Genomic DNA, 13030 nt, shown 5'->3' on the forward strand with positions numbered 1-13030 from the left:
CCTACGGGCACCCGGTCCCGGTAGCAAGGTATTGATTATAGCTCGGTATTTTGACCGAGCTGGACGATGTACCATCAGAAATGCCATTCGTCCACCGGGATGATTCGGGCTTAAATGACATAGGGCGTGGGTTGGAGAGGCAGCAGCCATGCGCCTGGCCAAGTCATAGGAGGCGGCGAGACCGCTGCCCGAAACCTGTCATGCAGGGATGCCACACTGAGGCAGCAGCAACGCATCTGTGTCAATTGTTCTGATATTTATCGACCTCCGAGCCAAGCCGACATCCCCGCAAATTGGGAAGTCGTTCCGTCTCGGCGATTTTGGGGCATCACCGCCTGTGCCAAGCCTGCTTTGCACGTAAACTGAGAAATGGAGTGTAGATCATCACCCAAGCCTGACCATGCAATAATTGCGGTCATCTCATTGCGTTGAAACGGGAAACATAGATTCGAGCGGGGTCCCGATCGGCACCGATCGGGACCCGCCCAACGCCAAAATTCCGACGAAACTCAACGATTTGGGCTTGAAAGGCAGGGGCGTCCGGTTAGTCGCTGATCGACAATCTGACCCGGCAGAATATCTTGCCGGACCGGCCTGCCCCGATCGGGACAGGCCAAGCCGGAAACTAACGCCAACTCCGGACCACCAAGCCCAAACACTTCAGATCCTCGATCACGATCGTGTCACTTGGATCGACCCGCATTTCAGATCCCCCGTCGTGGGTGGTGGTGCCGATCACCAGCCGGCTGAGAACCCACATTCCCGTCGTCCCGGACTTGATCCGGGACGACGCCGGGTTCTGCTTTCACCTCACGGCGCGGTGCCGGCCGCCTGCGTTTCCTCCAGTCCGCCGCCCAGCGAGCGGTAGAGTTCGACCAGGTTGCTGGCTTGGGCCAGACGGGTCGTCACCAGTTGCTGCTGCGCCGCGTAGGAAGTTCGTTGCGCATCCAGAGTGGTGAGGAACGAATCCACGCCCGAACGGAAGCGAGCATCGGAGAGCCGCGCGGCCACGCCCGCCGATTCCGCGCGGGCGGTCTGGGCGCGCACCTGGTCGCCGATCTTGCCGCGTTGGGCCAGCGCATCGGCCACTTCGCGGAACGCGATCTGGATGGTCTTCTCGTAAGTGGCGACGGCGGCCTGCTGCGATGCCTTGGCATATTGCAGGTTGCCGCTGCGGCGGCCGAAGTCGAACAGCGGCAGCGAGGCGCTGGGGCCGGCGCTGTAGGTGTAGCTGCCATCCTTGAACAGGCCCGACAAGGCGCTGCTGAGCGTGCCGATCGTGCCCGTCAGCGAGATCGCTGGGAAGAACGCCGCGCGCGCCGCACCGATATTGGCGTTCTCAGCGATCAGCAGGTGTTCGGCGCGCAGCACGTCGGGACGGCGCAGCAGCACGTCGGAGCCGACATCGCCGGGCAGCGCGTCGCGGGTCGCGGGCTCGGCGGCAAGGCTGGAGGGCAGCTGCGCCTGAGGCACAGTGGTGCCAACCAGCAGGTTGAGCGCGTTCTGGTCCAGCGCCACAGCGGCCTCCAGCGCCGCGATGTCGCTCACCGCACCCTGATAGTTGGTATCGGCCTGACGCACTTCCAGTTCGGAGCCGATGCCGACGCGGAACTGCTCGCGGGTGAGGCGCAACGTCTCCTCGAACGCGCCCAGGGTCTGGCGCGAGAGGCGCAGCTGTTCCTGGTCCGAGGCCATCGTCAGCCAGGCGGTGGCGATCTCGGCGATCAGGCTGATGCGGGTGGAGCGCTGCGCCTCCTCGCTGGCGAAAACCTGCTCCTGCGCTGCGCGCGACAGATTGCGCACCCGGCCGAACAGGTCCAGCTCGAACGCCGAGAGGCCGGCGGTGGCCTGGTAGACCTCGATGTCCTGCGAGGCTCCCGTGCCAGTACCGCCCGCCGCGCCCATGTTGTTGTTGGTATAGTTCGCGGAGCCGCTGGCGTTGATCGTCGGCAGCAGGTCGGCGCGCTGCACCTTGAGCTGCGCGCGGGCCTGCAGCACGTTGGCCGCCGCCACCCGCAGGTCACGGTTGTTGGCGAGCCCCGCCTCGATCACCTGCTGCAGGCGGGGATCGAGGAAAAAGTCGCGCCAGCCGATCCGCGAGACGTCCACCGCGTCGGTGGCGGCGGCCGGGTAAACCCCGCCTTGCGGCAGCGTCGCCGGGATAGCCCCGGTGGGTCGTTCGTAATTGGGCGCCAGATTGCAGCCGGCGAGCAGCGCAGTGCTGGTGATCAGGGCGATGAGCGACTTGGTCATTTTGAGGATCCCTGCAGCGTGGTGCCGTCGTCGGTGGTGTGGCCCTTGTCCCCGGACGAGGTGTCGTCCTGCGGCGTCGCCCGGTCGTCCTGCCCGTGCTTGAACAGGCGGCAGACGACCACGAAGAACATCGGCACGAAGAAGATCGCGAAGACCGTCGCCGAGAGCATGCCGCCCACGACCGCGCGGCCGATGGCGTTCTGCCCGCCCGCGCCTGCTCCGTTCGACACCGCCAGCGGCAGCACGCCGAACACGAAAGCGAGCGAGGTCATCAGGATCGGACGCAGGCGCAGCCTGGCCGCCTCCATCGCCGCGTCGAAGGCGTTCATTCCCGCCTGCACGCGCTCCTCGGCGAATTCCACGATCAGGATCGCGTTCTTGGCCGAGACGCCGATCGTGGTGATCAGGCCCACCTGCAGGTAGATGTCGCTGTTGAGCCCGGTGATCCACGCCGCGAATACCGCGCCGATGACGCCGAGCGGCACCACCAGCAGCACCGAGATCGGCACCGACCAGCTTTCGTACAGCGCGGCAAGGCACAGGAACACGACAAACAGCGACAGGGCGTAGAGCGCGGGCGCCTGGCCGCCGCTGAGGCGTTCCTCGTAGGACAGGCCGGTCCATTCCAGCGCCGTGCCCGGGGGCAGCTTACCATGCATCTCGGTGATCGCGGTCATCGCGCCGCCGGTGCTCAGGCCCTCGCCCGGCGCACCCTGGAGCTGCATCGCCGGACGCCCCTTGTAACGCGTCAGGATGACCGGCGAGGTCTTCCACGACAGGGTCGAGAAGGCACCGTACGGTGCCATTTCACCATTGGTGCCGCGAACATAGAAGTTTTCGAGATCCTCCGGCACCTGGCGGAACTGCTCGTCCGCCTGGAGGTAGACCCGCTTGGTGCGGCCCCGATCGAGGAAATCGTTGACGTAGGCACTGCCCCAGGCCCCCGAGATTTCCGAGTTGATCGCACTGAGGTCGAGGCCGAGCGCGCTCGCCTTGTCCTGGTCGATCTTGATCTGCAGCTGCGGTGCGTCCTCCAGGCTGACCGGGCGGACCTGTGCAACGCGCTTGTCGCCTCCGGCGATGCCCAGCAACTGGTTACGCGCGGCGAGCAGCTTCTCGTGGCCCATGTTGGTCTCGTCGACTAACCACAGGTCGAAGCCGGTGGCGTTGCCCAGTTCCGGGACGGCGGGTGGCACGAGCGCGAAGATCATCGCGTCACGGTACTTTGCGAAAGTACCCATGGAGCGTCCCGCGATGGCGGCGGCCTTGTTTTCCGCGCCGCCGCGCTCGGCCCAATCCTTCAGCTTGACGAAGGCCAAGCCGGCGCTCTGCCCCTGGCCGTTGAACGAGAAACCGCTGACCGTGAAGACGGATTCGACGTTGGCTTTCTCATCCTTGAGGAAGTGGTCGTTCACGACGTCCAGCGCCTTCTGAGTCCGGGGCAGCGTGCCGCCCGGAGGTCCCTGGACCAGCGCGATCATCATGCCCTGGTCTTCTTCGGGCAGGAAGCCGCCGGGCAGGCGCGTGAACAGCAGCGCCATGATGCCGAAGATCAGCAGGTAGACTACGCTGGAGCGCTTCCAGCTGCGGGCCGTGGTGCGAACGCCCTTTTCGTACTTTTCCGTACCCCGGTCGAACTTGTCGTTGAACCAGCGGAAGAAGCGCGCGAGCGGGCCCTGACCCTGGCCCTGCCTGGGGTCGTGCGGCTTGAGGATGGTGGCGCACAATGCCGGCGTGAGCACCAGCGCGACGATCACCGACAGCGCCATTGAGGAAACGATGGTGACCGAGAACTGGCGATAGATGACGCCGGTCGAGCCGCCGAAGAACGCCATCGGCAGGAACACCGCCGAAAGCACCATGCCGATGCCGATCAGCGCGCCGCTGATCTCGTCCATAGATTTGCGCGCCGCTTCGCGTGGCGACAAGTGCTCGGTCTGGATCAGACGCTCGACATTCTCGACGACGACGATCGCGTCGTCGACGAGCAGACCGATCGCCAGCACCATGCCGAACAAGGTCAACGTGTTGATCGAATATCCCAGCATCGACATGATGCCGAAGGTGCCAAGCAGCACGACTGGAACCGCGATCGTCGGGATAATCGTGGCGCGCCAGTTCTGCAGAAACAGGAACATCACGAGGAAGACGAGCACGATCGCCTCGATCAGGGTGTGCACCACCTGTTCTACCGAGAGGCGTACGAACGGGGTGGTGTCGTATGGAAAGGCAACCTTGACGTCGGCGGGGAAGCCCTTGGCGATCGTCTGCACTTCGGCCTTGACCGCGTCGACCGTGTCGAGCGCATTGGCGCCCGAAGCCAGCTTGACGCCGAAACCGGAGGCCGGCTTGCCATTGTACTTGGTCTCGAAGCCGTAGATTTCCGAGCCTAACTCGACCCGCGCCACGTCGCGCAGGCGCACGACTGCGCCGCTGGTTCCGGTACGCAGGCGGATGTTGCCGAATTCCTCTGGCGTCTGCAGGCGCGACTGGACCGACACGGTGACGTTGAGCTGCTGTTCCTTGCTGGACGGCAGCTGGCCCAGCTGGCCCGCCGAAACCTGCGCGTTCTGCGCCGAGACGGCCGCGGTGATATCGGCGATCGTCATGTTGTAGCTGCGCAGCTTGAGCGGATCGACCCAGATGCGCATCGCGTACTGGGTGCCGAAGATTTGCAGCTCGCCCACGCCGTTGATGCGGCTGACGGGATCCTGGATCTGGCTGACGATGTAGTCCGAAAGATCGGTGGCTGAGTGGCTGCCGTCCTCGGAATAGATCGCGGCGATGACCAGGAAGCTCGCCGCCGACTTCTGGACCTGCACGCCCTGGCGCTGGACTTCCTGCGGCAGGAGCGAGGTCGCCGCCTGCAGCTTGTTCTGCACCTGGACCTGGGCGATGTCGGGATCGGTGCCCTGCTCGAAGGTCAGGGTGATGGTGACGTTGCCGGCCGACGAGGACGAGGCCGAGAAGTAGCGCAGATTGTCGATGCCCTTCAGCTGCTGCTCGATGATCTGCGTCGTCGTGCGCTCAAGCGTCTCGGCGTCGGCGCCTGGATAGGTCGCGGCGATGGTGACGGTGGGCGGCGCGATTTGCGGGAACTGCGCGATCGGCAGACTGCGGATCGCGATCACGCCGAACATCATCAGGACGATGGCGATGACCCATGCGAAGATGGGCCTGTCGATGAAATAGCGGGACATGATAGGTTACTTCCCCTGGCCCGGCTGCTGCGGCTGGCCGGCGCGCGCGCCCTGCGCGGCACCTGCCGGCACCGCCTTGACCACCACGCCCGGGCGCAGCATCTGTGCGCCGTCGACGACTACCTTGTCGCCCGGCTTCAGGCCCGCGGTGACGAGCCAGTTGGTCCCGACCGTGCGCGGCGCGTTGAGCTTGCGCATCTCGATCTTGTTCTGCGCGCCGACCACGAGAACCGTGGCGCTGCCCTTCTCGTCGCGCGAGACGGCGCCCTGCGGCACAAGGATGCCGTTGCTGCGGGTGCCCTCCACCATTTCGGCGCGCACGTACATGCCGGGCAGCAGCAGGCCACCCTTGTTCGGGAACTGAGCGCGGACGACTTGGCTGCCGGTGCTCGGATCCACGGTCACGTCGGTGAACTTGAGTACGCCTTCTTCGGCGAAGGCGCTGCCGTCCTCCAGCTTGAGCCGCACCCGCGCGGCCCCGCCTTCGCGCGAAAGCTCGCCCGAGAGGAGTTGCTGACGCAGCCGCAGCACGTCTGCGCTCGACTGCTGGATATCGACGAAGATCGGGTCGATGCGCTGGATCGTGGTCAGCGGATCGGCCTGCGAAGCCGACACCAGGGCGCCGGTGGTATAAGTCGAACGCCCGATCCGGCCGGAGATCGGCGCGCGAATCGTGGTACGGCCCAGATCGATCTGGGCGGAACGCAGCGCCGCTTCCTGCGCCGCCACGTCGGCCCGCGCCTGCTGGGCGGCGGCGACCGCGTTCTCTGCTTCCTGGCGCGAGATGGCGTTGATCTTGACCAGTTCGCCATAGCGCCGCGCCAGCGCCGCCGTGGAGGCGATCGCCGCGCGCGAGCGGCCAAGCGCCGCGCGTGCGCTGGCGACCTGTGCCTCGTAGGGCGCGGGATCGATGCGATAGAGCGCCTGCCCCGCCTGTACCTGATCGCCTTCGGTGAACAATCGCTGCAGGATCAACCCGTTGACCTGCGGGCGCACATCCGAAGTCTCATAGGCGCTGGTGCGGCCAGGCAGCTCGGAGCTGAGCACGACCGCTTCCGCGCGCACCGTCACGACTCCGACTTCGGGGTGACCGGCAGGCGCGCCCTGCTCGCCGCCGCCGCCGCAGGCGGACAGGAGAAGCGCCAGGGTCGGGGTGATCTTTTTCATGGAGAATGTCCGCAAAGAGAGTTAATAGTGAGTGAGCGCTCACTCCTGATTCGAGCGCTCTTTATTGCGCCGCAACATCGATTGCAAGCCGGGACATTGACTACCAGCGATAGAATAATGGAAAAGCGCCGGACGATCCGGTCAGCCGAACGGCGGCGACAGCTCCTCGAAACTGCGAGAACGCTCTTCGTTGAAGGAGGACCGGAATGGCCCAGATCGCCAGTGCTTCGGGTATCGCTATCGGGCAGAACTATCGCGATTTCGCCAACAAGGAAGCGATCATCGCCGCCATCTGCGAAGCAGACCTTGGGGGGTGGCTCGAAGAGGAGAAGCTGGAGGCTGCGGTCGCAGCAGGCGACCGTGACGCAATTCTCGGCTGGATCGAAAAGATCGCCACCGACACGCCGACAAGGGAAGACCGCCGCCTGATGTGCGAGCTTCTGGCCGAAGTGGGCCGCAATCCGATCATCGCCGAGATCAACCGCAACGTCGACGCACGCCTGCGGGCCAGCCTCGAGGCGGCGCTCGTCTCGCTGGCGCCCGTCACTTCCGGCCAGTGCCGCGCTACGATCACGGACTTCATTATCTCGCTGTCCTGGGGCATGGTCGCCGGGATGGAACTTTACCCCTTTCGCGAGCACGGCACGCTGCGCTGCTACGTCGGCTCTCTGCTCCAGCGCGAGGTATCCGCCCTGGCCAATTGAACAGGTTCACGCGATCTCGCATCCGCACAAGAAACGTCCCGTTTTTCGTGAGTTTGGCCCGTCGCTGCAATCGTGCGGCAACGCTGGACATTGTCCGGCAGTTATATCATCCTGAACCACTGCCAGGCCGAGGATACGGTCGTTCCAGAGGATGAGAATGATGATCGGACACAGTGAAGTGGATCCGGGCGACAAGGCGATGATTCTGCTGCAGAGCCTGATCTGCTACCTGCGGGAAAAGAACGTCCTGTCGCGCGCCGATATCGAGGAACTGCGTGAGCGCGTGGAAGCGCGAATTCCCGAAACCGAAGCCAGCCTCCCCTGCGTCGCCTCCCTAGCCGCAGCGGCGGCGGCCACGGAAATGCGCGAACTCGATGCCTATTGCGGTAAAAAATATGGCGGCAAACACCGCCGCCGGGCGAACTGAACCTGCCCGCGCCACCCCTCCGGCTGAGGAACTACGATCGGCGGCGTGCCCGGGTCGGCTGCGAATCGGCGGAACGAGGTCACGAGGACCTCGCCGGTTGTTGGACAGACCGCGAATTCCGCTTTATGCATTTGTCGGTAGCGATAGCATTGGGAGAAATGCTCTGCCGAAGGAATGTGGATGAAACAGGCTTCAAAAGCAAGAACGCGTGGAGAGCTGCCGCGCGAAAGGATCATCTCCAGCCCGCCGATTGTTCGGATCGAAAGGCTTCCATACCGCCACAACCGCCGAGCTCGCGACCGAGGCTTCCGTCTGCATGGGCCAGATCTACCGGCGCTTTTCGTCCAAGAGCGATATCATCCTCTCCATCGTGGAGGAGAATGCGCGTGCCCGCGTCGCGGAAATGCACGGGATATTCGATACCATTGAGCGTAATGAACGCTCAATGTTTGATGCGCTAAAGGCGATCACCGCGATCTCGCTGCAGAATGGCGACGGCGGCCTCTCCTACGAGATTCTCGCCGAGGCCTGTCGCAACGCTTCGGTTGCCGAGCGCATCGAAACCCTGTTCGCCTTCTACCGCGTGGGCGTGAGACGTCTGGTTACGCTCACGCGGCCAGACGTCTCACCTGCCGAGCGCGATACCTATGTCGACATCATGATGGCTTGCTTCATCGGACTCGGCTACCGAACTGCGGATTTGTACTCAGTCGACGTTGCACGAACCGCTGTCGCGGATTGGCGTTAGCCTCGATGTAAAGCCGTCCAGCGAGCGCCGCACCTGATTGAACGTCGGCCGCCATAGGCAGAGCTTTTCGACTCCTTCAACTGAGGAGTCGAACGATGAACGAGCTTATCCAGATTGGCCCGATCAGCCCGCTGCGCCAGCGCCTGATCGACGATATGACTGAGCAGATTCCAGCCGCCGATCACTACCCTCGGCCTTTCGCGGGCGGTCTGGTTCGCTGAGGCCCGACACGCTGAGGTGATCGGCGCTCATCGCTGGCGGTAGCACATGCCAACTGCAGCGCGACCGCGATGATCGCCTGCGACCTTCGCCCAGCTCATGGCGCCGTAAGGCCCACGAACTGAGCCAGCGCCTCTCCCCCTATTCGACGAGGCGGCGCACAGACATCCGGTGAAGGCCCGGGATTTTCATCGGGAGATCAGCAGCGGAAGGTGTGCGCCGGACAGCAAGGACCGGGTAACGCCGCCGAACAGGATTTTGGTGGTGCGCGGACGGCTATACACGCCAACGATCACCAGATCGGCCTTGCGCGCCGCCGCCTCGCCAAGAATGGCTTCCGCGATCGGCACGCGCCCGGAGGAGGTATTCGCGATATCGACATGCGCACCGTGCCTGGAAAGGTACTCGAGAAGGTTAACGCCGGGTTCGGGCCCGAAATGATCGGGGTGCCGGTCGCTATCGGCGGTAAGGATCGTCACACGGCTAGCTGCGGCCTTCACACACGCTTACCATCCTTTCGACTCTAACGGATGAGGATCAGGCATGGTATGGACTCGGGGCTGTAAACTGGCGTCGGAAGCCGACCCCCTTGAGCAGTCGCTGTATCGCACTGAATGAAAGTCATAATATTGAGAATCAGTGGGTTCCGGTCGCGCCGATCAACTCACGGGCCGATCCTCAATCAAGCGACGCGGAACCAGGCAAGAAAAGGCGCTATTCGCCATGCCAGCCATTCGTCGCTCGCTGTTGGAGATTCTACGCCGAGCAGAGTTTCGAACGGAGCATCTAGCAGTGCCATCGCAATGAATAAGCGGGCTGCATCCGGCGGCCGATCGATACGGGCAGAACCCGCTAGGTTCCAGCCGTGGAATATCTCTTCGAGATGGTGGATCAAAGGGAGGCGCTGCTCGCAATGATATCGTGGACCGAATGCCTTGTCCTGGAGGCTCGCTGCGGCAAGCAAACGGAGCATTGCCCGGCCTATATCCGAAACGGAAAAATCGAGGATGCCTCGCGCGAGCCGTAACAACTGTTCCGAGGGGCTGACCAGGCGGGAATCGACCTGTACCAATTGCGCGAGCGACAATTCGAGGCGACGCTGAACCACGGCACCGACAAGCCCTTCCTTGTTTCCGAACAATGCATAGAGGGTCGCCAGCGAACCTCCCGATCGCCGTATGACTTCGGAAAGCTTTGCGCGTTCGAAGCCCTTTTCGAGAAAAAGCTGTTCCGCCGCATCGAGAATAGCGAGGCGCCGGCTGTCGAGGCGATATTCGGACCGGCCAGCGGCCTGCGCCCGGTTGTGCCGGTCGCGCGCTCTGGCGCGGGTCGCTCTGTCGGGCCGTCTGACAGGTTTAACCATCGACCGTCAGCGCGGCAGGAAGCCGTGGGCAAGCTGGGATACAAGTTTGGCAGCGGAATTGTCGCTGCCCGGCGAAGCGGTGGGGTCAGACGAGCGCGCTGGCCAGTTGAGCGCACCAACAAGCGCGTGCAACAGAAGGACGGGATCGCTCCGAGCGATGGAGCCATCCGCCATTCCGTCCTCGATCAGTCCGAGCATCAAGGTGCGCGTCTCGTCCTTGAGCGCCCGAAGCTCGATGCGCTTTTCTTCACAAACCACTTTATCGTCGACCTGAATTGCGCATCGTCCGAAATCATCGATGCAGACGGCCGCGAGCCTCTCCAGGAAAGCGCAGAGGCGCTCGGCCCTCGTGCCCGGCCCGCATTGCGCATGTTCGGCTGCTTGATGCACGTCCTCAATGCCGATTTTCAGGCACTCGAAGACCATTTGCTCCTTGTTGCCGAGATAATGATAAAGCGTCGGCTTCTTCGCGCCGATGGCATCGGAGAGCTTGTCGAGCGAAGTTTCATGAAAGCCATGGTCGCTAAAGAGGCGCGCGGCGGCGCGCAGCATCTCCAGCCGCTTTGCTTGGCGCCGGACATTCTTGCTGACCCTGGCGGTCGTCCAATCCTTCATCGAACTCATCGCACTGCCCTTCGGAGCGTCCCGCCCGGGCGCCTCTCGTCGATGCCCGCCGCGAGTGCAAAAATGCGCCAGCGCTCATCGAAGTAGGAGGCCGGGGTGCCTTTCCCGAAGGCGTCGGCACTGCTCATTCGCACGTGCAGCGCCGCGCCGCCGATGAGATCGGCGAGAAGCCACCGATGCCGACGGCAACGGTCAGGCCGGCCTTAAGGGCCTTTTTCTTATGCATGGCCGCATTTCCTCCGATCGTTCAGCCGTCAGCGGGACAATAGCAACGGCAGGTGTGCGGCCGACAGGAGTGACCGCGTGATACCGCCGAACAGGATCTCGGTCGTCCGCGGATGGCTATATGCGCCAATGATCAGTAAATCCGCATTCTGCGCTGCCGCCTGGTTGAGGATTACATCCGCAATCGCGCTTCCGTCCGACGACAGTTTCGCGACTTCGACCGTGGCTCCGTGTCGGGTGAGATGCTCGGCCAGATTCGTGCCCGGATCATCCCCGTAGTGACCGGGATTGCGATCACTGTCGATGGTGAGGATCGTTACTTTAGCCGCCATGTTGATGAACGGCAGGGCATCGTTAACGGCGCGTCGCGCTTCCCGGCTCCGATTCCATGCGATGAGGGGGGCATCCCCGATCGTCGCGCCTGTCCATCCATCGGGAATTAGTAATACCGGAATGCCCGTTACCAGCAACAGACGCTCGGCCGACCAACTCGACGGGAGGTCCATGGGTTTAGGATGGGCGGCGACAATCAGATCGCAGTGCAGGGCGCGCAAGACTCCATCATCGAGCGCGCTGTCGCGCCATACGATGCGGAACTCGGAACTGATCTCATACTCTTGCGTGAGCTCAGCAAAATGCCGAGAAGCCGCCAGCACCTTTTGTTCGTCGGCTTCGCGCTGTTGTCTGACGACTGCTGCCACGGCCGATCCTCTTGCATAGGTCGAGTGGCGATCCAGAGAAGACCGCGCGACGCTATAAACTCCGACAAGATGCGCCTTGTGCCGCTTCGCCAGCATAGCTGCATGACGGCCAATCTGGTCCCCTTGCGGCGTTGCATCAAGGAATACAGCGATATCTCTCCAACTCGATAGCAATGGTGTCATCCTCTAACACTGGGTTTGGCGAATTTGCGTGTCGCCTTTGACGAAGACTAGGGTGCGGCAACGCTCGAGGGAGGGCGATGCGACCATCCCACGCCAATGCTGTCGCAGCGTTGCCGAAAATTGCGGCGTGCGGTGATCATGCCGGCCTGTTCCGCACAAACTACTATATTTCATGTTCGATCTCCTCCCGGTCGTCGTTAAACATCACCCGCGTTGAAGCAGGGATGGCTCCATGGTCGGCGAGAAGCTCGCGGACGGCCAGAATAACCGCAGGGCTGAAAATCTGGTGATCAACGCCCTCGCGCGAATAGAAGGCATGACCAGCGAGGCGCATTGCGAGGACGCGCAGGGCCTCAAGATGCGGGTTGGCCAGCGGGGAGACACCCGCAGGCCCAAAGAGCAGGCGTAGCAGACCCTCGCCGCCAGCCCCACTGATGCGCCGACGATGCCGCGCATCCGACAGACCGACCAGTACCGCCTGGCGTTCAAGCGATGTCAGGGAAGAAAGGCTGTGGGCCTCCGTGTTCGACGGGCCGAACGTTCGGTTATTGCCAACCGCTGAAGGGTGCCTGCCAACCGACCTCGGCGTAGGGAGGACGGAGATCGCCAAGTTGGGTGGCATATCGGCTGGCAGGCTGGCGGGGGATGACCGAGAGAGGTCCGTTGCGGAGGTGCCCCCGCCAAGGGGAATTGTATATATCTCATGGTGGGTCAGCATCGGATTCATGACGCGCCGCCTAATGGGCGCCGCCGGTGTCGATTGGCTCCCTCGGCCTGGGAGCGAACCAGATCCAGGGCGCGCAGCGATCGCAAAAAGGACCGTGATCGCGGCGAACATGTTGAGAGTGGCGCCCGTGAGGGAAGAGGGGGGCATGAAGCCTGGCAGAACGACAATGAACGAAAGTGCCATCCGCCAGCTCGACGCCTCCATGACTGCAGACAGCAATTGGTCAAGGGTTTCTCTTTCATCCTTAATTGGACGCCCGGCCGATCATTTTACACTTTTTCGGGGATAGCGGATTTTGCCCTACTGCTTCGCGGCCTGAAGTGATTTACCCTCAACGCCGGGGACTTTCTCCGAACGCAGATGAAGGATCGACCGCTTTTCTCTGGCTTTTTCGATTTCCTGGCTCATCGCGTCGATCCTCGACGAAACCCCCGCGTGGCGACGAATGCCGGTGATTGGTCCTGCCAGCCGGCTCGGGACAACCCGAGG

General features: G+C 63.1%; 12 protein-coding genes. 5 read left to right on the forward strand and 7 right to left on the reverse strand.

The annotated features are described in order from the left end of the window. Positions 1–810: 810 nt before the first annotated feature. The 3 genes from SKP52_RS21300 to SKP52_RS21310 are packed head-to-tail and all read right to left on the reverse strand — an operon-like array spanning position 811 to position 6620. Complete coding sequence (locus tag SKP52_RS21300) at positions 811–2253, reverse strand: efflux transporter outer membrane subunit (RefSeq protein ID WP_039578542.1); 1443 nt, start codon at positions 2251–2253, stop codon at positions 811–813. Continuing rightward, positions 2250–5453 (reverse strand): efflux RND transporter permease subunit, encoded by a 3204-nt coding sequence (locus SKP52_RS21305; protein ID WP_039578545.1) that lies wholly within the window; start codon positions 5451–5453, stop codon positions 2250–2252. The genes SKP52_RS21300 and SKP52_RS21305 overlap by 4 nt, the downstream gene beginning before the upstream one ends. A gap of 6 nt (positions 5454–5459) precedes the next feature. Beyond that, positions 5460–6620 (reverse strand): efflux RND transporter periplasmic adaptor subunit, encoded by a 1161-nt coding sequence (locus SKP52_RS21310; protein WP_039578547.1) that lies wholly within the window; start codon positions 6618–6620, stop codon positions 5460–5462. A 206-nt stretch (positions 6621–6826) separates the two neighbouring features. Between SKP52_RS21310 and SKP52_RS21315 the strand changes: the two genes are divergently transcribed. The 4 genes from SKP52_RS21315 (at position 6827) to SKP52_RS27285 (ending at position 8720) form a co-directional block, all read left to right on the forward strand. Beyond that, positions 6827–7324 (forward strand): TetR/AcrR family transcriptional regulator, encoded by a 498-nt coding sequence (locus SKP52_RS21315; RefSeq protein WP_228383729.1) that lies wholly within the window; start codon positions 6827–6829, stop codon positions 7322–7324. 157 nt (positions 7325–7481) lie between these two features. Next, complete coding sequence (locus SKP52_RS21320; RefSeq protein WP_167702738.1) at positions 7482–7751, forward strand: hypothetical protein; 270 nt, start codon at positions 7482–7484, stop codon at positions 7749–7751. Between the two features lie 208 nt (positions 7752–7959). Continuing rightward, positions 7960–8499, forward strand: coding sequence for a TetR/AcrR family transcriptional regulator (locus tag SKP52_RS21325; RefSeq protein WP_081997469.1), 540 nt, complete (start codon positions 7960–7962; stop codon positions 8497–8499). Positions 8500–8594: 95 nt separating this feature from the next. Then, the gene (locus tag SKP52_RS27285) at positions 8595–8720 is read left to right on the forward strand and encodes a hypothetical protein (protein WP_267128005.1); all 126 of its coding nucleotides are present in this window, start codon (positions 8595–8597) and stop codon (positions 8718–8720) included. A gap of 186 nt (positions 8721–8906) precedes the next feature. Here the strand turns inward: SKP52_RS27285 and SKP52_RS21330 are convergent, their stop codons facing one another. From SKP52_RS21330 to SKP52_RS21345, 4 genes are all read right to left on the reverse strand, one after another. Next, positions 8907–9197, reverse strand: coding sequence for a universal stress protein (locus SKP52_RS21330; RefSeq protein ID WP_052208676.1), 291 nt, complete (start codon positions 9195–9197; stop codon positions 8907–8909). Positions 9198–9400: 203 nt separating this feature from the next. Continuing rightward, complete coding sequence (locus tag SKP52_RS27385; RefSeq protein ID WP_052208677.1) at positions 9401–10081, reverse strand: TetR/AcrR family transcriptional regulator; 681 nt, start codon at positions 10079–10081, stop codon at positions 9401–9403. A 6-nt stretch (positions 10082–10087) separates the two neighbouring features. After that, positions 10088–10696, reverse strand: coding sequence for a TetR/AcrR family transcriptional regulator (locus tag SKP52_RS21340; RefSeq protein WP_039578551.1), 609 nt, complete (start codon positions 10694–10696; stop codon positions 10088–10090). A gap of 263 nt (positions 10697–10959) precedes the next feature. Next, a complete protein-coding gene (locus SKP52_RS21345) occupies positions 10960–11814 on the reverse strand; it encodes a universal stress protein (RefSeq protein WP_039578553.1) in 855 nt (284 codons plus the stop codon). 232 nt (positions 11815–12046) lie between these two features. On the opposite strand from SKP52_RS21345, the gene SKP52_RS26565 reads away from it, so the two are divergent. Next, the gene (locus SKP52_RS26565; RefSeq protein WP_160292456.1) at positions 12047–12223 is read left to right on the forward strand and encodes a hypothetical protein; all 177 of its coding nucleotides are present in this window, start codon (positions 12047–12049) and stop codon (positions 12221–12223) included. Positions 12224–13030 lie beyond the last annotated feature (807 nt).

Origin of the sequence: Sphingopyxis fribergensis (genome assembly GCF_000803645.1) — a bacterium.
Classification (GTDB): domain Bacteria; phylum Pseudomonadota; class Alphaproteobacteria; order Sphingomonadales; family Sphingomonadaceae; genus Sphingopyxis; species Sphingopyxis fribergensis.

Excerpts from the sequence above, each read along its gene's own strand:
- SKP52_RS21305 (WP_039578545.1), bottom strand. The coding sequence starts at position 5,453 with ATGTCCCGCTATTTCATCGACAGGCCCATCTTCGCATGGGTCATCGCC.
- SKP52_RS26565 (WP_160292456.1), top strand. The coding sequence starts at position 12,047 with ATGGTCGGCGAGAAGCTCGCGGACGGCCAGAATAACCGCAGGGCTGAA.
- SKP52_RS21310 (WP_039578547.1), bottom strand. The coding sequence starts at position 6,620 with ATGAAAAAGATCACCCCGACCCTGGCGCTTCTCCTGTCCGCCTGCGGC.
- SKP52_RS21345 (WP_039578553.1), bottom strand. The coding sequence starts at position 11,814 with ATGACACCATTGCTATCGAGTTGGAGAGATATCGCTGTATTCCTTGAT.
- SKP52_RS27385 (WP_052208677.1), bottom strand. The coding sequence starts at position 10,081 with ATGGTTAAACCTGTCAGACGGCCCGACAGAGCGACCCGCGCCAGAGCG.
- SKP52_RS21315 (WP_228383729.1), top strand. The coding sequence starts at position 6,827 with ATGGCCCAGATCGCCAGTGCTTCGGGTATCGCTATCGGGCAGAACTAT.
- SKP52_RS21340 (WP_039578551.1), bottom strand. The coding sequence starts at position 10,696 with ATGAAGGATTGGACGACCGCCAGGGTCAGCAAGAATGTCCGGCGCCAA.
- SKP52_RS21300 (WP_039578542.1), bottom strand. The coding sequence starts at position 2,253 with ATGACCAAGTCGCTCATCGCCCTGATCACCAGCACTGCGCTGCTCGCC.
- SKP52_RS27285 (WP_267128005.1), top strand. The coding sequence starts at position 8,595 with ATGAACGAGCTTATCCAGATTGGCCCGATCAGCCCGCTGCGCCAGCGC.
- SKP52_RS21320 (WP_167702738.1), top strand. The coding sequence starts at position 7,482 with ATGATGATCGGACACAGTGAAGTGGATCCGGGCGACAAGGCGATGATT.